Source organism: Allocatelliglobosispora scoriae, from assembly GCF_014204945.1.
Taxonomy (GTDB): Bacteria; Actinomycetota; Actinomycetes; order Mycobacteriales; family Micromonosporaceae; genus Allocatelliglobosispora; species Allocatelliglobosispora scoriae.
Map to the genome: position 1 here is coordinate 2,125,093 of NZ_JACHMN010000002.1, position 22,437 is coordinate 2,147,529.

The window sequence follows — 22,437 nt, forward strand, 5'->3', positions numbered from 1 at the left end:
AAGGATCACATGCGGAAGGTTTCGTCGATGACGCACGCAGAGATCACATCCGATGAGCAGCTACGGGAGCTGCTCGGCCCGGCGATGCCCCGAGCCGTCACCAAGGAGCGCTTCAGCCTCCACGACCTGGACCGGCAATGGCTGGCCGCGTCCCCGTTCGTGCTGATCGCGACGTCCGCGGCCGACGGCACCTGCGACGTGTCGCCCAAGGGCGACCCGCCCGGCTTCACCGTGGTCCTCGACGACACGACGCTCGCGATTCCGGAGCGGTCGGGCAACCGGCGGGCCGACGGCTATCACAACATTCTGAGCAACCCGCACGTCGGGCTGATCTACTTCATTCCCGGGCGCAACGAGACACTGCGGATCAACGGTCGAGCCAGGCTCGTCAGCGACGCGCCGTTCTTCGACGAGATGATCGTCAAGGGCCACCGGCCGCAGCTCGCGGTGATCGTCGAGATCGAGCAGATCTTCTTCCACTGCGGCAAGGCGTTCCTGCGCTCGGACCTGTGGCAGCCGGACTCATGGCACCCGGAGGTGCTGCCGTCGCACGCGAAGATCTCCCAGACGTTGCAGCCGTCGGGGATGACCCTTGAGGAGCTGGAGAAGTATTACGGTCCCGACTACCTCAAGGGCCTCTACCCGGCGACGACCTGATCAGACCGGCGGGCGCACCTCACGGCGGAGGATCTTGCCGGTCGCGGTCTTGGGCAGCGCCTCCACGATCCACACCTGGCGGGGATATTTATAGGCCGCCAGCCGCTCCTTGACGAAGGCGATGAGCTCCTCCGCCGTCGCGGTGGCACCCGGTTTGAGGGCCACCGCGGCGGCGATCTCCTCGCCCCACTCCGCGTGGGCCACACCGACGACTGCCGCTTCGGCGACGGCCGGGTGCTCGTAGAGCACCTCCTCGACCTCCCGCGGGTAGACGTTGTATCCGCCCCGGATGATCAGGTCCTTCTTGCGGTCGACGATGTAGAAGTAGCCGTCGTCGTCCTGCTTGGCGAGGTCGCCGCTGCGGAACCAGCCGTCCGGGATCGCTTCCGCGGTCGCCTCGGCATTGCCCCAGTAGCCCTTCATGATGTTGTGGCCGCGGATCGCGATCTCGCCGACCTCACCGACCGCGACATCGCCGCCGTCGGGCCCGACGAGCTTCATCTCGACTCCCTCGATCGGGGTGCCGATCGAACCGGCCTTGCGCTCCCGGTCAGGGTGGTTGAAGGAGGCGACCGGCGAGGTCTCCGAGAGGCCGTAGCCCTCCAGGATGATCGCGTCGAACGCCGCCTCGAAGGCGTGCAGCACCTCCACCGGCAGGGCCGAGCCGCCTGACGCGCAGCAGCGCAGCGAGCTCAGGTCGAACCCCGCCCGGTCCGGGTGGTTGAGAAGTGCGGCATACATGGTGGGTACGCCTTCGAAAAGCGTCACCCGATCCCGCTGGATCACCTCGAGCGCCTTGCCCGCATCGAACCTCGGCACCAGGGTCAGGCAGGCGCCGACATGGACCGCCGCGTTGAGCGCGCAGGTCTGCCCGAAGGAGTGGAACAGCGGCAGGCAGCCCATGACGATGTCGTCCGGCCCGAGTTGCAGCAGCGTACGCGTGGTCACCTCGGCGTTGACCGCGAGATTGGCATGCGTCAGCTCGGCACCCTTGGGCTTCCCCGTCGTGCCCGACGTGTAGAGGATGACCGCAGTCTCCTCATCGGACCGCTCGACCACCTCGGGAGCCGCGGTCTGCGCGCCGAGCAGCGCACCCCAGCCGGAGTCGGTGACGATGACCTGCGTGCCGGCGGCCTCGCCACCCTTGACGGCGTCCTCGGCGAAGTCGGGCCAGACGAAGAGCAGCTTCGCGCCGGAGTCGTGGAGGTAATACTCCACCTCACGCGCCTTGAGCAGCGGGTTCATCGGGACGACGACGGCACCGGCCCGCAGGATTCCGTAATAGATCGCCGGGAAGTGCGGCACGTTGGGCAGCATCAGGCCGACGCGGTCGCCGGGTGCGATGCCGTTGGCGGTGAGGAGCCCGGCGACCAGGGACGACTGGGCGTCGAGCGCGGCGTAGGTCGTGATGTGATCGTCAAGCTTGATCGCGGGCCGCTCGGGGAAACGGGCGGCGGAAGCGGCGAGATTGCCCGCGAGATTGGACATCATGCACCTGCTTACTTATCAGTAATGTGTGCCGCGATGGTAGCCGCGGGCCGGTCCGTCATCAAGATCGTATAGTGATTCGTCTCCGCGATCAGCTCAGTCCGCAGCTGTGGGGCCTGCTGCGCCCAGTGGTCGACGAGCGGCTGCGGCAGCATCCCCGGCTCCTGGCCGAACATGCCCTTCGGCGCGTGCAGCAGCACCGTCGGCACCCGCAGATCGATCAGGTCCGCGCCGAAGCTCGCGGCACCGACCAGCAGATCCCGGCCGTCCTCGGCGACGGCCGCCGGGTTGGCCTTGGAGTGGATCGCGCCGGGCTCCCCCGCCGCGTCGTAGCGGGCGTAGGCCTCGATGTCGTCGTTCCACTCCGTGCCGAGGGCCGGGTGGGCGCGGAAGAAGTCGACATAGACCTCCTCCGACGCGTAGGTCTCGCTCAGCCGTGCCAGCGCCGGGCCCAGGGTCAGCTTGAGCAGCTGGTCCAGGTCGGCGCCCTCCGGCACCGGCAGCGGCAGGCCGCCGTCGACGAGAACCATCTTGCTGAAGAGATCGGGGCGGGCGACGGCGGCCCGCAGCGCGGCGTAGGCACCCATCGACTGGCCGGTCAGCACGATCGGCTCGGCCGCCGCGCCGAACTGCTCGGCGGCGGCGCAGATGTCGGCCGCGTGCCGGGTCATCCCGAAGGGTCCGGCCAGCCCGTTGCTGCCGCCGCGACCGCGCAGGTCGAGCGAGATCAGACTCCACTCGTCGGGCAGGTGCCGGGCCACGGTCCGGTAGGACATCGCCGAGGCGGTGATCCCGTGCGCGGCGAGGGCGATCCGCGGTCCGCTGCCGAAGCGCAGCGCCCGCAACGGCCCCGCCGGTACGTCGATATCCAGGTACTCCATGCTCATCCAACCTCTCAAGATCGCCGCAACTCTTCAAGAGCTGGTCCTCGAACGGGCCTCCTCAGGACCAGCTCTTGAAGAGTTGCGGCTGTTAGCGGGCGCCGACGATGTTGTGGGCGTAGGTGATGAAGGCTTCGGCCACCTGCTCGCGGGTGTAGGGCTGATCGGGTCCGAACCAGCTCGCCACGCGTACCCCCATGCTGCCGATGGCGATGCCGGCGAGCGTGACGTCGGCGACCGAGAAGGCGCCGCTCGCGACGCCGTCGATCAGGACCTCGTAGAGCAGCTGGCGAGAGCGCTCGCGCAGCGTGAGGGCGGGTGCGGCGCTCTCGGGCGAGAGCGCGTGCAGCTCGCTGTTGGCGACGAGCGCGAGCAGCGGGTAGTCGGTGTGGCTGTAGACCTGGGCCCGGACCAGGGCCGCGAGCCGCTCGGCCGGGCTCGGACCGGCGTCGGCGAGCGCCTGCTCCAGCTCGCGGAAGAGGCCGTCGTGTCCGATGTAGACCAGCTCGGCGAGGATGTGCTCCTTCGACGGGTAGTGCGCGTAGAGCGTCGCCGAGTTGATGCCGACCTCGGCGGCGATCTGCCGGATCGAGGTGCCGTGGAAGCCCAGGTCGGCATAGAGCTTGAGACCGGCGTGCAGGATCCGTCCCCGGGTGCCCGGCGGGGCGACGCCCTCGGGCAGCTCCACCGCGACAGCGGTGAGGCGGCGCGGTTCCCAGGTCGGGTTTGTCGTGGTCACGAGGCTCCTACCAATCGATTGGTTGACACGATAGCGCCTCAGGCGGATAGTGACCAGCACCACCCATCCAATCAACCGATTGGATGGGCTCTCACAGTCGAGAGGAGGAGTGGGCATGTCTGTCTCGTCCCCAGACCGTCCCGCTCGAACCCGGTTCCGCCGGGCCGTCACCGCCCTCACCATCGCCCTCATCGCGGCCCTGCTCCCGGCCGTGCCCGCCCGCGCCGCCGGTGGGAGCTACTTCGCCGGCGTCTATGTGAGTCTCACCGGCACGCGCGACTACCACGGTTACGTGCCGTCGAGCTATCGCGCGGGGACTCCCATGCCGCTGCTCGTCGCCCTGCACGGCTGCACGGAGAACGATGTCGGCTTCGACCTGCTCTCCGGTTGGAGCGCGCTGGCGGAGCGGCGCGGCTTCATCGTCGTCTTCCCCGACCAGGCCACCATCGTCAACCCGGCCCAGTGCTGGAACTGGCCGCTCGGCACCAATCAGCACCGGGGCTGGGGCGAGCCGTCGATCATCGCGGGGATCACGAGCCGGATGCGCTCGCAGTTCACCGTCGACTCCCGGCGGATCTTCACGACCGGGGTCTCCGCCGGTGGCGTGATGGCGAACATCATGGCCGTCACCTACCCCGATGTCTTCGCCGCCGCGAGCATCATGGCCGGCTGTGAGTACGAGTGCGATCTGCTGCGGCTGCGCACACCCGACCAGGCCGGACGGGATGCCTATCGGGAGATGGGCAGCCGGGCCCGCCCCGTGCCGGTCATCATCTTCCAGGGCACCGCCGACCTCATCGTGCCGCCGGTGACCGCCGACCGGATCGCCGGGCAGTGGGCGCAGGCCGACGACCTGGCGGCAGACGGCGGGATCGACGACGGTGACGTGGACGCGACCGCCGACGAGGTGATCGCCGGACAGGTGCCGGGCGGGCGCAGCTTCACGCGTTCGGTCTACCGGAGCACGTCCGGCTCGGTCCTCATCGAGAAATACCTGATCGACGGGGCCGGGCACGCCTATCCGGGCGGGTGCTCGTGCAGCCTCTTCGGAGATCCCTCCGGTCCCGACGCCAGCGGCCTCACCTGGGACTTCTTCCTCGCCCACCCGAAGGTCTGACAACGAAGAGCCGCAGCCCTTCACGAGGTGGTCCCAAGGAGGCGCCACCTCGTGAAGAGTTGCGGCTGGAGGCTGCGGCCTAGAGTGTTCGGCGTGGAGATACCGATCGCGCCGAAGCGGGCTAGCGTACGCGTGGTGTGCCTGGACGCCGCCGATCGAGTCCTGCTGCTGCAGTGGCGCGATCCGCACAGCGGCAGGTTGCTCTGGGAGCCACCCGGTGGTGGCGTCGAACCCGGCGAGGCGCCGGTCGACGCGGCCCGCCGGGAGCTGCTGGAGGAGACCGGCCTGGTCACGGTGATCGAGGACCGGCCGGTTCTGGTCGACCGGGACGTGATCTGGAAGAGCCGTCGCCATCTCGTCACCGAGCCGTTCTTCCTGGCCCGCATCGATGCCGACGCGCCGGTGCTCAGCCGAGCCGGCCTGGAGGTCGAGGAGCAGGTCAATCTCGGCGGCTACGCCTGGGTCGCCATCGACGAGTTCGCCGGCCTCCCCGATGCGCTCGAACCCCCGCACCTCGCCGAGGTCGTCGCCGAACTCCGCACCTAGTCACGTTGTGCAGCAAAGCGTGGCCATTTCGCTGCGCGAGGCCACGCTTTGCTGCAAAACGTGCCAGGGAGCGCGCAGCCGCGCGGGGAGTGCGCGGCATGGCCGGACGGCCGCGTGGCAGGAGTCCTTGGCCGGTGTGCGGGTCAGGGGGCGGCGGTGAGGACCTCGGTGGCGGCCCGGACGCCGGAGGAGATGGCGCCGTCGATGTAGCCGCACCAGCGTTCGGCGGTCTCCGTTCCGGCGAAGTGCAGACGGCCGACCGGCGCCCGCAGTGCCGCCCCGACCTGCGTCCACGCTCCCGGCGGCAGATGCGCGCCGTAGCAGCCGCGGGTCCACTCCTCTGCGTTCCAGTCGCGCTCCAGATAGGCCACCGGCTCCATCGCGCGCGGCCCGACGAACCGGGTCAGCGACCGCAGCACCGCCTCCCGCCGCTCGGCCTCGGGCAGCGCGCCGAGCCGCAGCGACTCCGGCCCGTCGAGGAAGGCGAGGATGATGCCCGGTCCGCCGTCGGGCGGCGACGCGTCGAAGGCGACCTTGACCGGCCCGGTGTCGCTCGCCGCCTCCGCCGAGAGCCCGTCGGCCCGCCAGAACGGCTCCGCATAGACGGCATGGCACTTGATGATGCCGCCGTGCGGCGTACGCTGCGTCAATTGGTCCCGCTCAGCGGGCAGAGCCGGGGTGTACACCACCCGCCCGGCGAGTGCCGGCGGCACCGCCACGATGACCCGTCCCGCGTTGAAGCTCCGGGTCTCCGTGGTGACCGTGACCCCGTCGTCATGCTGGTCGATGGAGCGGACCGGCTGGTTGAGCTCGATCCGGCCGCTCAGCGACGCGGCGAGCCGCTCGGCGAGCCGGCCCATGCCGCCCAGCACCCGGTCCTGCTGGGCGCCGCCGTCGGTGCTGATCAGGGTCTCCAGGCTCGTCCCGCTCGCCGCGTAGAAGAGCGCGTGCAGCAGCGACAGGTTGGCCGGGAGCGTGGCGAAGACCGCCTCGGTGGCGGTGCGGAAGAAGTCGCGCCCGCGCGCCGTCCAGCAGGTCTTGCGCAGCCACGTCTCGAAGGTCTGCCCGTCGAGCCACTCGGCGCGCGGTGTGCGCCACGGCTGGGCGAGGTCGACCGTGGCGGCGAGCCGGTCGAAGCGGGCCTGGGCCTGGCCGATGTCGAGCAGCGTGATCGGGTCCAGCTTCGGCACCCGGCCGGTGTAGCGGCGCGCCTTGCCCCGGAAGACCACGAGCGCGGAGCCACCACCCGTGGACTGCGGAAACGTGACGAGGCCGAACCGGGAGAGCTCGGCATAGACCAGCTCCTGACCAGCGCCGACCCACTGTCCACCCTGGTCGACGACGACCCCGTCGAACCCCGGTACGGGCATGGTGAGGGTGCGGCCGCCGACGCGGTCGCGGGCTTCGAGCACCAGCACCCGCTGCCCGGCGGAGACGAGCCGGTCCGCGGCGACGAGCCCGGCGACGCCGGCACCAACGACGATCACGTCAGCGTCCACGAACCGGGATCGTAGTCCCCCTTGACACCAACTCTTCAAGAGTTGCGGCGATCTTGGGGTGGTCCGGGACGGGCGTGGCGGTGGCGAGGAGGCCGCGTAGCAGTGGCGGGGATGTGCCGTGGCGGCTTTCTGCCACGGTCAGCCGTTTGTTTAACGGCAATGGGCCGGTAGGACCATCACATGACTTCCCCCCTCCGGCGCCGCGGCGCTGCGGTGCTCGTCGCCGTGGCCACGTCGTTCCTGTTGACCGGACCGGTCGCGCAGGGCACAGCCGCCAACGCACATCCCGCACCGAGCGCCCCGTCAGGAGGCGCCACCACCGTCACCCTCCTCACCGGCGACGTCGTCACGGTCACCGCACTCGCCGGTGGCAAGTCCGCCGTCGAGGTGACCCGCCCCCGGGACGCCGTCGGCGGCTACCGCACCGAGTCGGTCGGCAAGCACATCTTCGTGCTGCCGGACGAGGCGCTGCCGTTCCTCGCCGCGGGCACCGTCGACCGCAGGCTCTTCGACGTCACCACGCTGCTGGAGTCGGGCTACGACGACGCGCACAGCGGCGGCATCCCGCTGATCGTCGCGGGCGCACCGAAGACCCGCACGCTCATCCCGAGCACGGCGGCGGTCCGGTCGCTGCCGAGCATCGACGCTACGGCGATCAAGGCCGACAAGGCCGGTGCCCGGTCGGTGTGGCAGCACCTGACCGGCTCGCTCGCGAACCCGAAGCTGCGCAGCGCGGGCTACACGAAGATCTGGCTCGACGGCAAGGCCAAGGCGAGCATGGTCGAGAGCAACGCGCAGATCGGCACCCCCGCCGCGTGGAGCGCCGGGCTGGACGGGCACGGGGTCAAGGTCGCGGTGCTCGACACCGGCGTCGACCAGAACCACCCCGACCTCGCGGGCCGCATCAGCCAGGCGGTCAGCTTCGTCCCCGGCGAGGACGCCGGTGACCGCAACGGGCACGGTACGCACACCGCCTCCACCATCGGCGGCAGCGGGGCTGCCTCCGGCGGCGCCGAGAAGGGTGTCGCACCCAAGTCCGACCTGCTCGTCGGCAAGGTGCTCAGCGACGAGGGCTTCGGCCAGGACTCGTGGATCATCGACGGCATGGAGTGGGCGGCCGACCAGGGCGCCAAGGTGATCAGCATGAGCCTCGGCTCGACCGAGGCCTCCGACGGCACCGACCCGATGGCGGCGGCCGTCAACGAGATCACCGAGCGGACCGGCGCCCTGTTCGTCATCGCGGCCGGCAACACCGGCACCGAGGCCGGGATCGGCTCCCCCGGTGCGGCCGACTCGGCGCTCACGATCGGTGCGGTCGACGCCGACGACGCGCTGACCTGGTTCTCCAGCAAGGGCCCGCGCTACAAGGACTACTCGCTCAAGCCCGACCTCACGGCTCCCGGCAACGAGATCCTCGCGGCGAAGGCCGGCGGCAACGCCGAGAGCGGCTGGTACGAGTCGATGAGCGGCACGTCGATGGCGACGCCGCACGTGGCGGGCGTGGCGGCGATCCTGGCCCAGCAGCACCCGGACTGGAAATGGGCGCAGCTCAAGGACGCCCTGATGAGCACCTCGAAGAAGCTCGACGGACTCACCGCCTACCAGGTGGGCGCCGGCCGGGTCGACGTGCAGAACGTGATCACCGAGAAGATCACCGCGACGGGCTCGGCGTATTTCGGGTTCTTCGGCTGGGCGCAGGACCGCAGCACGCCGGTCACCAAGACGATCACCTATGCCAACGCGGGTGACTCGGCCGTCACCCTGCACCTCGCGGGTGCGCTGGCGGTCGCCGGCGGGCCCTATGACGTGGCGGGCGGTGCCGGGGGCCCCGGTCCGCGTACCAATCCGGAGGTTTTGGGGTTGTCGGCCCAGACGGTGACCGTGCCCGCGCACGGGACCGCGACCGTCGACGCGACCGCGGATCCTTCGCTCGGCGCGGCCGGTACGCGCTACCTCGGCGAGGTCGTCGCGACCGACGCCACGGGTGCGGTGCACGCCCGCACGCAGGTCGGGTTCTACATCGAGGACGAGCGCTACACGCTCGACATCAAGGTCCTCGACCGGTCGGGTAAGCCGCTCGGCGGCTTCCTGGAGCTGCAGAAGTTCGGCCCGGGCTCGCCGTGGCTGGAGATGGTCGACGAGACCACCGGTACGGCGACGCTGCGGCTGCGCGGCGGCGTCTACAGCGCGCTGATGCTCGCCGACGTCGCCGGGATCGACCCCGACGCGCTCGGTGCGGCGGTCCTCGGCGACCCCGAGATCGTGCTCGACCGCGACCGCTCGATCGTCCTCGACGGCCGCAAGGCGGTCCAGGCGACGGCGACCGTGCCCGGCGGTCAGCGCACCGAGGACCAGGTCCTGCGCACCGACTGGTACCGCTGGGACGGCACCAACGAGCCGGTCCTGGAGCGCTGGCAGGTGAGCCCGCACTACGACAGCATGTTCGTCCTGCCGACGAAGAAGGTCACCCGCGGCGAGTTCGAGGTGACGACCCGCTGGCGCAAGACGGCCCCGCTGCTCGCCGTGCGCAACGGCAACCGCGACATCGCCGTCTTCGGTCAGGGCGGTTCGCAGCTCTACAGCGGCAAGGGCAAGGTCGACGGGGTCCTCGTCGGCAACGGCACCCCCGCCGATTACGCGGGCAAGCAGCTCAAGGGCAAGGTCGCGATCGCGAAGCGCTCCGATGACATCGCGGCGCCGCAGCGGGCACAGGCCGCCGCCGACGCGGGTGCCGTCCTGCTCCTCGTCATCAACGACGAGCCCGGACGGCTCCTGGAGTGGGTCGGCGGCGACGACGACTACAGCAGGATCCCGGTCGCCTCGATGACCGCCCGCGACGGCGCCGCGCTGATCGCGTCGGCACGCAACGGCAAGATCCAGATCACCGCCGACGGTACGCCGAACTCGCCCTTCCTCTACGACCTGCTCGACCCGCACACCGACCAGGTGCCGGGCAAGCTGGCCTACAAGCCGCGCACCGACCAGCTCGCCCGCGTGGAGATGGTCTTCCACGGCGACGCGACCGGACCGGGCAGCGACTTCCGCTACGACCTGCGCTCCAACGTTCCCTTCGGCGTCGGTTACCGGTTCCGCAACACGCTGCCCGGCACCCGCACCGACTGGGTCTCCGCCGTCTCGAAGACCGAGTGGCACGAGGTCACCACGATCGAGGCGGTCCTGCCCTTCCACGACCCGGTGGTCGAGGAGCGCTCCGGCCTGATCACCTACCGGGGCGGCCAGCGGGTCAGCACCGACTGGTTCAGCCCGGTCGTCCGGCCCCGGCTGGGCCTGGGCGCCTGGCAGCCGGTCCGCTACGCCGGCTACATGGCGGTCAACATCACGCCGTGGACCGACGGCGGCGCCGGTCACGCCGGGTTCCTCACCACCGATCAGGAGCAGCTCCGGCTGCGCATCCGCAAGGGCGACACGGTCCTGGAGGACACCACCTGGCAGGCCGGTTACGCCGACACCGACCCGGAGAAGGCGACCTACACGATCGATCTGGAAGCGGCCCGCGACCCGTCGATCTGGAAGCTCTCGCCCAAGACCCACACCACCTGGGTGTTCCAGTCACAGGCACCCGCCCAGGAATTCGGCGATGACCTGCTGCCCCTCGTGCAGCTCGACTACGACGTCGAGACCAACCTCGCCGGGGCGGCCTGGCCGGGCCTGCAGGTCATCGGCGTCAAGGCGAGCCACATGCCGGGCGTCGTCGGCGCCGGCAAGATCGGTCAGACGACCGTCGCGGTCTCCTTCGACGACGGCAAGACCTGGAAGAACGTGCCGTTCATCGGCGGTAAGGCGCTCTTCTTCACCCCGCCCGGCGCGACGTTCGTCTCGCTGCGCGCCACCGCGAAGGACTCGGCGGGCAACTCGGTGAGCCAGGAGGTGATCCGGGCGTACGCACTGCGCTCGATCCACTCCTAGGGCTTGCCCGGCAGATCATGGACGGGCTGCCTCGGCCATGATCTGCCGGACGGGCCTGCGGTAGCGCGCCTGTTTTCCCCTCCGGGCGCGTCCGCGCGGCGAAGCGGGTCCACCCAGCCCCCGGGTAGGCCCGCTTCGCTGTCTCGTGCTGTCCCGGTCGTTGTATCGTCTGGCGCGTGACCAGCTTGACCAGCGCGATCAGGTGCGACGGGGCGGAGCCGTGCTGACCTCGCTCGGCATCGGTCCCGACGAGGAGCAGGTCTATCGCGCGCTGGTCCTGCGCCCCTCCGCCACCGTCGCCGACCTCGCCGCCGCGACCTACCTCGCCGAGGCCGACGTCGCCGCAGCCCTGCGCCTGCTGCGGGAGCGCGGGCTCGCCTCCGCCGACGGCACCGAACACCTCGCGGCCCCGCCCGCCGTGGCCCTCGGCCAGCTCGTCCGCGACCGCCGCGACGAGCTGCGCCAGGCCGAGCTCGACCTGATCCTGCTCGCCGAGGCGCACCGGCTCGCCGGGGACGGCCGACGGGCCAGCGACGTCGTCGAGGTGATCACCGGTGTCGACGGCGTCCGGCATCGGTTCTTCCAGATCCACCAGGCGGCCCGGCACGAGTTCCGGGCCTTCGTCCGCCCCAATCCGGCCGTCGTCGAAGCCGCCGACCACGCCGAGGAGGAGCACGCACTGCACCGGGGAGTCCGCTACCGCGTGGTGCTCGACCGGGCTGTGCTGAGCGGGCCGGGGATGGCGCAGCGGGCCACCGACACGATCGCGGCGGGCGAGGAGATCCGGATCGCGGACTCCCTGCCGCTGAAGATGCTGATAGCCGACAACGATCTGGCCCTGCTGCCCCTGGCGCCCGACTCCGGCGGGGCGGCCGCGATCCTCGTGCACGCCAGCGGCCTGCTGGAGGCGCTCGTCGCGCTCTTCGAAGGGGTCTGGGAACGCGCCTATCCCCTGCGGACCTCCCCGACCGGCGACGATGTGATCGGCCGTCCCGCCGAGGTCGAGGAGCTCGACACCCGCATCCTCGCGCTGCTGCTCGCCGGGCTCACCGACCAGGCCGTCGCAGGTCAGCTCGATGTCTCGCTGCGGACCGTCCAGCGCCGCGTGCACGCGCTGATGGAGATCGCGGGCGTACAGACCAGGATCCAGCTCGGTTGGGCCGCGGCCCGGCGCGATTGGGCCTGACAGCCAGCCTTCCGGTCGGTTTCAGGGGTTCATCCTCGATGAGTAAGCTCCGGGACGGCGATGCGAAGAGCGCCCGCCAATCGGCCGCTACTGCACACAAGGTGACGAGCAACCCCGCCGGCGATCAATGGGCGGACGCTCTTAGGGAGGCGTGATGGGCACCTGGGGATATGGCCCCTTCGACAACGACACGGCTGCCGACTGGATGGCCGATCTCGAGGAGGCCGGACGGCGTGAGCGGATCACCATGGTCCGCGAGGTCCTCAAGGCCACCGTCGCCGAGGAGGAGTTCCTCGACGGCGCGCTGGCGGCCGAGGCGATCGCCGCCGCGACCGTGGTCGCGGCGCTGCTCCCCGGCGGTGAGGAGCTCGAATCCGGCTTCGACGAGGACATCTTCGGCGAGCCCGACGACAACGGCCCGCACGTCCCCGAGGACCTGCCCGGCCTCGCCCAGGCGGCGCTCGACCGGGCGCTCGGCGGCGACTCGGAGTGGGTCAAGATGTGGCTGGACAGCGGCGAGATCGACAACGCGCTGGCCGAGCTCGACCCGATCCGCGAGATCCTCGGCAGCTAGACCACTCGATGACGACCACCTGGACGATGCCGAGGTTCCAGGCCGCCGTCGCGGCAGCCTGGGGCCCGGACACGTGCGACCCGAGCGACCTCACCGACTGGCACGAGGACAACCCGTCCCGGGGCCAGTGCGGCCCGACCGCGCTGGTGCTGCACGATGTCTTCGGCGGTGAGCTGGTCCTCGGCGAGGTGCATGTCGACGGTGTGCAGCACGGTTTCCACTGGTGGAACCGGCTGCCCGACGGCACCGAGGTCGACCTGACCCGCCAGCAGTTCCAGCCGCACGAGGTCGTCACCACGGTGCGGACGAAGCTCCGCCCGGCCGGGGCGCCCGGCCGCTGCCAGGGGCAGTATGAACTGCTCCGCCGCCGGGTGCTGGAGCCGCCGCCGATCGCTGTGGCCGATCCCGTGCGGATCGCCCTGGTGCTGCTCACCGACGCGGGCGGTGCACTTCTGCTCCAGCACCGCAGTGCCGACGCGCTCGCCGAGCCCGATCAGTGGAGCCTCCCCGGCGGCCACATCGAGCCCGGCGAGACGCCGCAGCAGGCGGCCCGGCGCGAGCTCTTCGAGGAGACCGGGCTGCGCGTCCCCGGTGAGCTGCGCCCCTTCTGGAGCGGGGTGCGGCCGGACGCCGTCGATGCGGCGGTCACCGCCGAGTTCCACGTCTTCACCGCGGAGACGCCGCTGCCCTGGCCGACGATCACCGTCGGCGAGGGCCAGGCGGCCGAGTTCGTCGCCCCGGAGCGGGTGGTGGAGTTCAACCTGAGCCCGACGGCGGCGTTCGTGCTCTGGCACGCGCTGCGCTGAGTCCCGCGCTGGTTTCGTGGCGGGTCCGGGGCCCGGCTTTCGTGGCGGGCCCGGCTTTCGCGGCGCTGGCTTTCGCGGCGCTGGCTTTCGCGGCGCTGGCCTTCGCGGCGCCAAGATCATTGCAACTCTTCAAGAGTTGTTGCGGTGGAGTCATTCCATCGTTCACGGATGATCGTTGAGATATCGATGGAAGTGATATCTCCAATCATCCGAAGGAGCGATGCCCCGTGCTCGCACACCCCCGCCATCGGCTCATCGCGGCAGCGGCCACCGTCGCGCTCGCCGCTGCCGCGCTGGTCGCGACCGCGCCGACCGCGCACGCCGCACCGCTGACCAAGAAGGTTCTCGTCGTCGGCATGGACGGCCTCAACTGGGCCAAGGTCGTCGATGCCACCGCACCCACTCTCGACAGCCTCGCCGCCGGCGGCACCCTCGGCGAGAGCCTGCTCTACTGCTCGCCCGTCGCCGCCTCCTCCAGCGGTCCGGGCTGGTCGACCATCGCGACCGGCGTGTGGCCCGACAAGCACGGCGTCAAGGACAACACCTTCGCCGGTAAGCAGTACGCCACCTACCCCGACTTCCTGACGCGGCTGGAGCAGACCGACCCGTCCCTGTCGACACTCTCCATCCTGGACTGGGCGGTGCTGCACACGCAGGGCACCTTCGGCCCGGCGATCGACACCCGGATCACCTATGACGGCGACGCCAACGGCTATGTCGGCGAGGATGCCAAGGTGACCACGGACGCGGTGCAGCAGCTGCGTTACAGCGACCCCGACGCCACCTTCGTCTACCTCGGTAACACCGATGTCGTCGCGCACGCAAGCGGCACCGGCACCGCCTACCGCACCGCGATCGAGAAGCAGGACGCCCAGCTCGCGCAGATGCTCGCCGCCATCTCGGCCCGCCCGACCTACGCGACCGAGGACTGGCTGATCGTCGTCACCACCGATCACGGGCACAACAACCCCGGTGGCGGGCACGGTGGCTGCGGTGTGGACGCGGAACGGCGTACGTGGGTGCTCGCCAAGGGCACCGGCCACACCGCCGGTCTGCGGCCCATCGACACGAAGCTCGCCGATGTCGCCGGGACGGTCTTCGCCCACCTCGGTTACCCGATCCCCGCCGCGCTCGACTCCAAGCCGCTCAACGTCCGCGCGACCGACCCCTTCGACTCGCTCAACTCCACGCTGCAGGCTCGCGTGCACGAGACCGGCATCCCGGCCACGGTGAAGGGCTGGACGCCGACCGGACCGGCCGGCTGGTCGGTGAACCGCGCCGCGATGCCCACCGGCGGTGTCGACGAGTGGCGCGGCTGGTCCTTCACGAACGAGGAGTTCTGGTCGCGTACGCAGTCCGGCCAGAACCGCGAGAACGGCCTGCGCCTGCGCGGCGTCTTCGCCGTGGCCGACTCCGACGAGTTCGCCGACCGGTCCGGCGGTGCCTCGTTCGACTCGACGCTGATCTCACCGGCCTTCGCCGTGACCGGCGGGACGACGCGGACGCTGCGCTACGTGACGCATTACCTGCAGGAGGGCTCGCAGACCGGGGACGTGCTCGTCTCCTACAACGGTGGTGCCGACGTGCTGGTGAAGCGCTACAGCGCGGACGCCCGGGCCAAGGTGGAGGCGCTGTCGATCACGGTGCCGGCCGGGGCGACATCGGTGGTGGTGAAGTTCCGCTACTACAACGCCAGCAACAACTGGTACTGGGCGATCGACGACCTCAAGCTCGCCTAGCTCACCGATACACACCCATGATCGCGCTGTTTCCCGGAAACAACCCCCTCGACGAGGTCGGGAGGGGCCAAGTTCCGGGAAACAACGCGATCATCCTTCCACGCCAGGACAGGGCGACAGCGGGGCGCGCTTTTTAGCACCAACTCTTGAAGAGTTGCGCCGATCTTGGGCGCCCCGCGCGCGGGGAGCGCGGGGAACGCAGCGGGCTCTCGCGCGGGAGTAGGGGAACGCATAGGCTCGCGCCATGTCCTACCGCACGGTAACCATGGATGACGGCGTACGCCTCGCCGTACGCGAATCGGGCCCCGCCGACGCCCCGATCATCGTCTGCGTGCACGGTTACCCCGACGACGGCACGGTCTGGGACGGCGTCGAGCAGCTCCTCAACGCCGACCACCGCGTCGTGGTCTACGACGTACGCGGAGCAGGGCGATCGGACCGTCCACACTCCAGGGACGCCTACCTCCTGGACCGGCTCGCCACGGATCTCGCCGCGATCATCGAGGAGGTCAGTCCCGCAGCGCCGGTGCACCTGCTCGCCCACGACTGGGGGTCGCTGCAGGCCTGGCACGCCCTCACCCGAAAGATGATCACGGTCCGGAGCTATACCTCGATCTCCGGCCCGAGCCTGCACCAGGCCGGGAGGTGGATGCGGTCCCATCTCCGGACCCGGGCCGGTCTCCGGCAGGCGTTCAGCTCGACCTATATCGGATTCTTCCGGCTCCCCCTGCTTCCTGAGGCCGCCACTCGCATCGGCGCCCTCGGCGGGCTGATCCGGCGGGACACCTCACGCCTGGGCAAGCCCGCGAGCAGGGAGGACATCAGATGGGGCCTGGAGTTGTACCGGGCCAACATGGGCACGAAGAAACCGGCACGCAGCGGGCCGCGACCGGATCGCACGGTCGGCGTACCCGTCATGGTTCTGGCGCCCTCCGCGACCGCTACGTGACGGTGGACCTGCAGGCCGACATCGCTGATTGGGTGCCGGACCTGCGGGTCCACCGTCTCGACGCGGGTCACTGGGTGCCGATCAGCCACCCGGAAGTGGTCGCCCGGCACGTCCGCGAATTCATCGCGCAGGCAGCTCAGCCCTTGGGCTGATTGCCCTTGTAGATGCGCTGCACCTTGGACTGCCCGACGGACATCTGGGTGCGCGAGGTCGCCTTCACCCGGGCGGCCATGGCCTGCTCGCGGGCCTCTTGCGCGATCCGTTCGGTCGCGTGGCCGTCGGTGTCGGACGGGTCGTCGACGTGGAGGTCCGGGGTCTCGCCCTTGGCGGCGTGGTCGGTGGGCGCGTGAAGCTTGATCTTGTTACTCATTGCCTGCCCCTCTGGAATGGCACCGACCATGCGGCCGGTGCCGATCTTTGCTGGCTCCACCACGCTAACCGCGATCAGGTCGAACCGCAGCGGAACGGGCCCAGCCGACGAGCCGATCGGCATAGTCGATCATCTCTATCCGCAGCTCCTCGGGGCGCAGAATCGTGAAAGAAAAACCCAGACCGGCCAGCAGCGGCGCCATGCCGTCGAGCCGCTCGGCCCGGCAGCGCAGCAGCACGCCCGTCCCGGCCGAGCTGAGTTCCGCCACCGATGGAGGTACGCGAGCCCGCGCGCTCGCCAGATCCGTCGCGAGCAGCACCTCCACCTCCCATGCGTAGGGCACCCGGGACAGCGACCGCACGACGTGGCCGACGGGATCGAACCCGTCGGGCACCGCGAAGACCTCCGCCAGCGCGGCGACCCGGACCACCCGATCGATCCGGAACGTGCGGATCTCCCCCGACCGGTGATCGTGGCCGACCGTGTACCAGTGCCCCGCATGAAACACCAGGCCATAGGGGTCGAGGTCACGCTCGGAGTCCTCGCCGCGCCAGGACCGGTAGGCGAGCCGGACGCGGTGCCGGGTCCGGGCCGCGGCACCGAGGCCGAGCAGCGTGTCCGTCGCCGGCCGGGCCGGATCGTCGCGGCGCCGCTGGGTGAAGCCGAGGTTGTCGAGGACCCCGGCGAGCCGGTCGGCGAGGGCGGTCGGCAGCACCCGCTGGATCTTCGCGAGCGCGGACGAGGTCGCCGGTGCCGCGGTGGTCAGCCCCATCTGGTCGGCGGCGGCGAGGCCCAGCGCGACCGCGACCGCCTCGTCGTCGGTGAGCATCAGCGGCGGCAGCTTGTAGCCGGGGGCGAGCCGGTAGCCGCCGTGTCTCCCCCGCGACGCCACCACGGGGACGCCCAGCTCGGCGAGGGTGGCGGCGTAGCGGCGGACGGTGCGCTCGTCGACACCGAGGTCGGCGGCGAGCTGCACACCGGTGCGCACGTGATGCATCTGCAGGAGCTCCAGCATCGCCAGCACCCGCGAGGCAGGATGTGACACGGACCACTCCTCTGCGATATCCGGACTGATTCAGCCCGGATTCGATCCTACGGTCGATCAGGACACGAAGACCAGATGAGGGAGTCACGATCATGAGCAGCATCGTTCTTATCCCCGGGGCCTGGCTCGGCGGCTGGGCCTGGGAGCGGGTCACCGACGAGCTCCGGAACCAGGGGCACGACGTCTGGCCGGTCACCTTGAGCGGCGTCGCCGAGCGGGCCGCCGAGGCCGGTCCCGAGACCGACCTGGAGCAGCACGTCAGCGAGGTCGTCGGGCTGATCGAGGGCGAGGACCTGCGCGATGTGCTGCTGGTCGGGCACAGCTACGGCGGCATGGTCGTCTCCACCGCGGCCGGGCGGATCGCGGACCGGATCGGCCGGGTGGTCTACGTCGACAGCGGGCCACTGCCGGAGGGGGTGTCGCAGTTCGACACCAACGGTCCGCAGGAGCAGGTCGCGATCCGGGAGCAGGTGGGCGCCGGGTATGTCGTACCCCCGCCGCCCTTTGATCCGGCCGCGGAGCCGCAGACGCTCGCGGGCCTGAGCGACGCGGACCTCGCGACCCTGCGGGAGCGCGCGACGCCGCACCCGTTCGCGTCGCTCACGCAGGGCGTCAGCTACACCCCGGAGTATGCGAAGCTTCCGGCGACGCTGTTCGCGTGCACGATTCCGGGCGACGCGGCGCGGCAGATGATCGAGGACGGGCACCCCTACTTCGCGATGCTCGCGGGCGCCGACGTGATCGAGCTGCCGACGGGCCACTGGCCGATGTTCAGCGAGCCGCAGCGGCTGGCCGAGATCCTGGCCACGCTCACCTGATCGGTAAGGTCACCCCATGACCAGTGCGGAAGCCTTCGTTCGTGAGCACACCTTCTTGACGACAGTGCCGTTCTTGCCGGAGATGAAGATGTACCTCACGGACGAGGCGATCCCGCTCTGGGAGAAGACCGAGGAGGTCACGGGCGGTCCCGGCCTCGCGCCGCCGTTCTGGGCCTTCCCGTGGGCGGGCGGTCAGGCACTCGCGCGGCACATCCTGGACAACCCCGCGCTGGTCGCGGGCCGCCGGGTCCTCGATCTCGCCTCGGGATCCGGGCTCGTCGCGGTCGCGGCAGCGCGGTCCGGTGCGAGCCACGTCATCGCCAACGAGATCGACGGGTACGCCGACGCGGCCATCGCGCTCAACGCCGAGGTCAACGGCGTGCAGATCGAGCGACGGCTGGAGGACCTGCTGGACCGTCCGGCGTCGGACTTCGACGCCGAGGTGGTGCTCGCGGGGGACGTCTTCTACAACCGGGAGATGACCCGGCGCATGCTCGCGTTCCTGCAGCGGTGCAAGGAGGCCGGTGCGATCGCGCTCGCGGGCGACCCGGGCCGGGCCTACCTGCCCCGGGACCACTTCGACCTGGTCGCGGAGTATGACGTGCCGGTCATCCGCGACCTCGAGGACACCGACATCAAGCGCACCACCGTCTGGCGCCTCCGCTAGGCGCGCCCAGTCACGCTGCTCCCTGTCACGCTTTGCAGCAAAGCGTGGCCTCCGCTCGCGGAATGGCCACGCTTTGCTGCAAACGTGCGAGCGACGGTCAGAACGTGGCCGGATCCAGCTTGTAGACGACGACCTGCTCGTTGCTGAAGACGAGCTCGGCGAAGTCGGCGAGCTTCGGCGAGACGGTGCCCTCCCCGACATCGGCGACGAGCCAGCGCACCTCGTACTCGTCGTAGAGGCGGCGCAGGTTCGGGGCGGTCGGGTCGGTGAAGGCGCCGTCGTTGAGCTTGAGCAGGTCCTGGTCGTGGTAAGGCTGCCGCCACGCCACGATGTCGTTGACCCCGGCCAGGCGCAGGGCGTTGGGCGAGACGCCGTAGCCCTCCAGCAGCACCCTCCGACCGCCGTAGCCGGCGAGCCAGAAGCTGCGCGCGTCGCAGTGCTCCAGGTGGTCGAGGCAGTGGCTGTTGGTGGCGAGCGTGTCGAAGAGCGGCGTGTTCGCCTCGATCCACCGGGCCGCCCGGGCCTGGTTGGGCCAGCGCGGGTTGTTCCACGGCGAGGGCTGGACCGGGGCCGCGATCAGCGTCGACGGCACGGACATCGCCATCACCGCCACGGCGCCGAGGAGGACGGCGGTCTTCGTCGGGATCCGCAGCCGCCACGCGAAGAGCGCGACCACCGCGATCGTGACCCCCAGGGCGAGCCAGCCGTAGAGCAGCGGTGATGTGCGGGTCGTGACGAACTTGACGATCGTCATCGAGCCGAGGAACGCACCGCAGGTCAGGACCGTGAAGGTGAGCACGGCCCGGCGGCGCTCAGCCAGCGAGTCGAGCGCGAGCACCAGGCCCCACGCGGCGAGGATGCCGGCGAACGGGATCGCCGAGTGCCAGAAGAAGAGCTGGCTGCGGCCCGGGTGGAAGATGATCCACGCGGCGCCGAAGCCGACGATCGAGATCGCGCCGAGGAACTGGGCGGCCGCGTCGTTGCGCAGGCGGCGGCCGACGAGCGCGAGGGCGGCGACGAAGAGCAGCAGATAGCCCTTCATCAAGCACGTCACGATCAGCGCCGGGAGGCTGGAGGACCGCTTCCACGCGATCGCCTGGACGAGCGACGGCTTCAGGGTCGAGCCGCCGGGGCTGGCGAAGACGAGGACCGAGATGCCGAAGACCACGACCATCGCGACCACCGCGACGATCTGCCACACGCTGGGCCGGTTGCGGAGCACGAAGCGGTAGGCGAGCACCAGCAGGAACGCCGGCAGCAGCAGGAGCAGGTTGGACGGCTTGGAGCCGACCGCGGCCACGGCGGTGGCGAGGAAGAGCACCCAGCGGGCCGCCGAGAAGGACTCCCCCCGGACGAGCTCCACCAGGAAGGCGGCGAAGAGGCAGGAGATGCCGATCGCGTACATGCCGGTGGGGCTGTCGGGGAAGACCACGTGCAGCTTGAACATGCGGTACCAGTACTCGGCGCCGGCGGTCGTCGAGACGACGAGGATGCCGGCGATCGCGCCGACGAGCGGCCGCTTGGTGATCTTGATGCCGAGAGCGACGACGGTCGAGACGAGCGTGAAGATGATCGCGAAGAGGCCGGTCCGCACCACGATCGTGGCGAGATCGACACCACTGATCAGGCTCGCAGCGCCGAAGTGGGCGTCGGCGAACCAGTGGTAGTGCAGCACGCCCTCGGCGGTCGCCTCCGGGGTCATCAGCGGCACGGAGCGCGTCGCCTCATAGGCCACGCCGAGGTGCCAGGGCAGGTCGACGAAGTAGCCGGGCCCGTTGGGCGGAAGCTGGCTGTAGGGGTAGTAGGTCACCGCGACGTAGGCACAGGCGAGCAGCGCCCCGATCGCCGTACCCCACGAGGCGACCAGGCTGGTCCGCCCGCTGTCCACGGGACGCCGCCACATCGGGCGCAGACCCGGTACGAGCGCGAAGAGCGCCACGATCAGCAGCGGCCAGGCCCAGAGGAACCGGTTGATCCCGACGACCGTGAAGATCGCCCAGCCCAGCAGCTCGACCATGAACCCGACGACGGAGCCCCACGCCAGATCCGACAGCAGCGATTCCGAGAAGCCGAGCATCCGCCGATAGATCAGCGTGCCCGGCAGCACCACGGCGAGCGCGAAGTACGCCGTGTAGACGACGATCGGCACGAAAGGCGTACCCGTCGCCACCAGCATCGCCCAGGCGCCGAGCACCCCGACCACGACAGGCGCGTAGGGGGCGACGCCCCGACCCGTCCTCGATTCATCGATCAATGTCGCCCCGGTTTCTGACACCGGAACCCCCTGTCAACATGAGCACGACTCGGCTCGGCCGCCGAGTGATGTTATACGGCGGTGGACTCGCCCGGCGCCACCGGCCTGGGCAGCCAAAAGTCTTTTGTCCGGTTCACCGGGGACGTTCCGCCACCCCGGTCCACCCGTTCTCGCGGGGTAAGCGGCTAAAGGTCCGACGGATCGGTGTTCGCTCCGCACAGGATGACCGCGACCCGCTCGTCCGGCTCCGGCCGGTAGACACCGCTGGTCAGCGCGGCCAGCGCAGCCGCGGCGCCGTGCTCGACCACGATCCGCCGCTCCTGCCAGAGCCGCCGACGGGCCTCGATGATCTCCTCGTCCGCGACGAGCACGCTCTGCACCCCGGTCCGCACCGCCACCGCGTAGGCGATGTCGCCGATCCGGCGCGCCCCGAGCGAATCGGCGGCGATCCCGGAGACCGCCACGTCGACCGGCCCGCCCCGATCCAAGGCCGTGTGCAGGGTCGGAATCGTCACCGGCTCGACGGCGACCACCCGAGCGACACCCTCGACCGCTGCCGCCACCCCGGCCATCAGGCCACCGCCGCCGACCGCGACGACGATCGTGTCGACTCCGGCACCCCGCCCGGCAACCTGCAGCAGCAGCTCGGTGGCGGTCGTGCCCGCCCCGGCGACGATCTCGGGCTGGTCGTAGGCGTGGCAGTAGACGGCACCGGTGTCGGCGGCGAACTTCACCGCGGCCTCGTAGGCGACGGCGTACTCGCTGCCGTGCTGCACCACCGTGGCGCCCATCGCCCGCAGCTTCGCGACCTTCACCGCGGGCGCCGTCTCGGGCACGAAGACCGTCGCCGCCACCCCGATCGCCCGCGCGGCGTAGGCGTTGGCGAGGCCCGCGTTGCCGCCCGAGGCGACCACGATGCCGCCGGTCGCCGTCAGCTCGCCGCTCTCCCGCGCGCCCAGCACGCGGTTGACGGCGCCACGCGCCTTGAAACTGCCCGTGTGCTGCAGGTATTCGAGCTTCAGCCAGCTGGTCGGCCGGTCACCCTCGATCAGTGGGGTACGCCGGACGCGGCCGGCGATCCGCACCGTGGCGGCGTCGACGTCATCACGTGTGATCACCGGCTCACCGTACTAGGCAGACCCGGCCCGGCCGTCGCAGCGACATAGCATCGATCC

20 protein-coding genes are annotated in these 22,437 nt (G+C 70.5%); 12 read left to right on the forward strand and 8 right to left on the reverse strand.

From position 1 onward, the window contains the following. Positions 1-27 precede the first annotated feature (27 nt). Positions 28-657, forward strand: coding sequence for a pyridoxamine 5'-phosphate oxidase family protein (locus F4553_RS15155; protein WP_184836504.1), 630 nt, complete (start codon positions 28-30; stop codon positions 655-657). Here F4553_RS15155 and F4553_RS15160 read toward each other — a convergent pair whose 3' ends face one another. The 3 genes from F4553_RS15160 to F4553_RS15170 all read right to left on the reverse strand — a co-directional run bounded on the left by F4553_RS15160 (position 658) and on the right by F4553_RS15170 (position 3,765). Further along, the gene (locus F4553_RS15160) at positions 658-2,145 is read right to left on the reverse strand and encodes a long-chain-fatty-acid--CoA ligase (RefSeq protein ID WP_184836506.1); all 1,488 of its coding nucleotides are present in this window, start codon (positions 2,143-2,145) and stop codon (positions 658-660) included. It lies immediately after the preceding gene. Positions 2,146-2,156: 11 nt separating this feature from the next. Beyond that, positions 2,157-3,026: an alpha/beta fold hydrolase gene (locus F4553_RS15165; RefSeq protein WP_184836508.1), complete on the reverse strand. Its 870-nt coding sequence runs from the start codon at positions 3,024-3,026 to the stop codon at positions 2,157-2,159. Positions 3,027-3,117: 91 nt separating this feature from the next. Further along, positions 3,118-3,765 (reverse strand): TetR/AcrR family transcriptional regulator, encoded by a 648-nt coding sequence (locus F4553_RS15170; protein ID WP_312875220.1) that lies wholly within the window; start codon positions 3,763-3,765, stop codon positions 3,118-3,120. 115 nt (positions 3,766-3,880) lie between these two features. On the opposite strand from F4553_RS15170, the gene F4553_RS15175 reads away from it, so the two are divergent. After that, positions 3,881-4,882 (forward strand): extracellular catalytic domain type 1 short-chain-length polyhydroxyalkanoate depolymerase, encoded by a 1,002-nt coding sequence (locus F4553_RS15175; protein ID WP_184836512.1) that lies wholly within the window; start codon positions 3,881-3,883, stop codon positions 4,880-4,882. 99 nt (positions 4,883-4,981) lie between these two features. Continuing rightward, positions 4,982-5,428 carry an NUDIX domain-containing protein gene (locus F4553_RS15180; RefSeq protein ID WP_184840772.1) on the forward strand — a complete coding sequence of 149 codons (447 nt, stop codon included), beginning with the start codon at positions 4,982-4,984 and terminating at the stop codon, positions 5,426-5,428. Positions 5,429-5,571: 143 nt separating this feature from the next. Here the strand turns inward: F4553_RS15180 and F4553_RS15185 are convergent, their stop codons facing one another. Next, positions 5,572-6,927: a flavin monoamine oxidase family protein gene (locus F4553_RS15185; protein WP_221469901.1), complete on the reverse strand. Its 1,356-nt coding sequence runs from the start codon at positions 6,925-6,927 to the stop codon at positions 5,572-5,574. Positions 6,928-7,107: 180 nt separating this feature from the next. On the opposite strand from F4553_RS15185, the gene F4553_RS15190 reads away from it, so the two are divergent. The 7 genes from F4553_RS15190 (at position 7,108) to F4553_RS15220 (ending at position 16,260) form a co-directional block, all read left to right on the forward strand. Next, on the forward strand, positions 7,108-10,854 hold the full coding sequence (locus F4553_RS15190) for a S8 family serine peptidase (RefSeq protein ID WP_184836514.1): 3,747 nt from the start codon (positions 7,108-7,110) through the stop codon (positions 10,852-10,854). A 220-nt stretch (positions 10,855-11,074) separates the two neighbouring features. Next, positions 11,075-12,040, forward strand: a complete 966-nt coding sequence (locus F4553_RS15195; protein WP_184836515.1) for a helix-turn-helix domain-containing protein — start codon at positions 11,075-11,077, stop codon at positions 12,038-12,040. Positions 12,041-12,194: 154 nt separating this feature from the next. After that, positions 12,195-12,614: a DUF4259 domain-containing protein gene (locus F4553_RS15200; protein WP_184836517.1), complete on the forward strand. Its 420-nt coding sequence runs from the start codon at positions 12,195-12,197 to the stop codon at positions 12,612-12,614. 8 nt (positions 12,615-12,622) lie between these two features. Continuing rightward, positions 12,623-13,420 carry a YunG family protein gene (locus F4553_RS15205; protein WP_246466354.1) on the forward strand — a complete coding sequence of 266 codons (798 nt, stop codon included), beginning with the start codon at positions 12,623-12,625 and terminating at the stop codon, positions 13,418-13,420. Positions 13,421-13,647: 227 nt separating this feature from the next. Further along, positions 13,648-15,159 carry an alkaline phosphatase family protein gene (locus F4553_RS15210; RefSeq protein WP_184836519.1) on the forward strand — a complete coding sequence of 504 codons (1,512 nt, stop codon included), beginning with the start codon at positions 13,648-13,650 and terminating at the stop codon, positions 15,157-15,159. Positions 15,160-15,403: 244 nt separating this feature from the next. Then, on the forward strand, positions 15,404-16,108 hold the full coding sequence (locus tag F4553_RS15215; RefSeq protein WP_184836521.1) for an alpha/beta fold hydrolase: 705 nt from the start codon (positions 15,404-15,406) through the stop codon (positions 16,106-16,108). Further along, on the forward strand, positions 16,105-16,260 hold the full coding sequence (locus F4553_RS15220) for a hypothetical protein (protein WP_184836523.1): 156 nt from the start codon (positions 16,105-16,107) through the stop codon (positions 16,258-16,260). Before F4553_RS15215 ends, F4553_RS15220 begins: the two co-directional genes overlap by 4 nt. On the opposite strand, the gene F4553_RS15225 is transcribed toward F4553_RS15220, so the two are convergent. Both F4553_RS15225 and F4553_RS15230 read right to left on the reverse strand, forming a co-directional pair. Next, on the reverse strand, positions 16,245-16,601 hold the full coding sequence (locus F4553_RS15225; protein ID WP_184841284.1) for a hypothetical protein: 357 nt from the start codon (positions 16,599-16,601) through the stop codon (positions 16,245-16,247). The two genes, F4553_RS15220 and F4553_RS15225, sit on opposite strands and share 16 nt — an antisense overlap. Then, complete coding sequence (locus F4553_RS15230) at positions 16,543-17,523, reverse strand: helix-turn-helix transcriptional regulator (RefSeq protein WP_184836525.1); 981 nt, start codon at positions 17,521-17,523, stop codon at positions 16,543-16,545. The genes F4553_RS15225 and F4553_RS15230 overlap by 59 nt, the downstream gene beginning before the upstream one ends. 92 nt (positions 17,524-17,615) lie before the next feature. On the opposite strand from F4553_RS15230, the gene F4553_RS15235 reads away from it, so the two are divergent. Beyond that, positions 17,616-18,341 (forward strand): alpha/beta fold hydrolase, encoded by a 726-nt coding sequence (locus tag F4553_RS15235; RefSeq protein ID WP_184836527.1) that lies wholly within the window; start codon positions 17,616-17,618, stop codon positions 18,339-18,341. Between the two features lie 16 nt (positions 18,342-18,357). Next, positions 18,358-19,008: a class I SAM-dependent methyltransferase gene (locus tag F4553_RS15240; protein ID WP_184836529.1), complete on the forward strand. Its 651-nt coding sequence runs from the start codon at positions 18,358-18,360 to the stop codon at positions 19,006-19,008. A gap of 97 nt (positions 19,009-19,105) precedes the next feature. Here F4553_RS15240 and F4553_RS15245 read toward each other — a convergent pair whose 3' ends face one another. Beyond that, entirely contained in the window at positions 19,106-21,283 is a 2,178-nt protein-coding gene (locus F4553_RS15245; RefSeq protein ID WP_184836531.1) for a hypothetical protein, read from the reverse strand. 164 nt (positions 21,284-21,447) lie between these two features. Beyond that, a complete protein-coding gene (locus tag F4553_RS15250; RefSeq protein ID WP_184836533.1) occupies positions 21,448-22,380 on the reverse strand; it encodes a threonine/serine dehydratase in 933 nt (310 codons plus the stop codon). Between the last annotated feature and the right edge of the window lie 57 nt (positions 22,381-22,437).

Excerpts from the sequence above, each read along its gene's own strand:
- F4553_RS15155 (WP_184836504.1), top strand. The coding sequence starts at position 28 with ATGACGCACGCAGAGATCACATCCGATGAGCAGCTACGGGAGCTGCTC.
- F4553_RS15160 (WP_184836506.1), bottom strand. The coding sequence starts at position 2,145 with ATGTCCAATCTCGCGGGCAATCTCGCCGCTTCCGCCGCCCGTTTCCCC.
- F4553_RS15165 (WP_184836508.1), bottom strand. The coding sequence starts at position 3,026 with ATGGAGTACCTGGATATCGACGTACCGGCGGGGCCGTTGCGGGCGCTG.
- F4553_RS15175 (WP_184836512.1), top strand. The coding sequence starts at position 3,881 with ATGTCTGTCTCGTCCCCAGACCGTCCCGCTCGAACCCGGTTCCGCCGG.
- F4553_RS15190 (WP_184836514.1), top strand. The coding sequence starts at position 7,108 with ATGACTTCCCCCCTCCGGCGCCGCGGCGCTGCGGTGCTCGTCGCCGTG.
- F4553_RS15200 (WP_184836517.1), top strand. The coding sequence starts at position 12,195 with ATGGGCACCTGGGGATATGGCCCCTTCGACAACGACACGGCTGCCGAC.
- F4553_RS15205 (WP_246466354.1), top strand. The coding sequence starts at position 12,623 with ATGACGACCACCTGGACGATGCCGAGGTTCCAGGCCGCCGTCGCGGCA.
- F4553_RS15215 (WP_184836521.1), top strand. The coding sequence starts at position 15,404 with ATGTCCTACCGCACGGTAACCATGGATGACGGCGTACGCCTCGCCGTA.
- F4553_RS15225 (WP_184841284.1), bottom strand. The coding sequence starts at position 16,601 with ATGCCGATCGGCTCGTCGGCTGGGCCCGTTCCGCTGCGGTTCGACCTG.
- F4553_RS15235 (WP_184836527.1), top strand. The coding sequence starts at position 17,616 with ATGAGCAGCATCGTTCTTATCCCCGGGGCCTGGCTCGGCGGCTGGGCC.
- F4553_RS15240 (WP_184836529.1), top strand. The coding sequence starts at position 18,358 with ATGACCAGTGCGGAAGCCTTCGTTCGTGAGCACACCTTCTTGACGACA.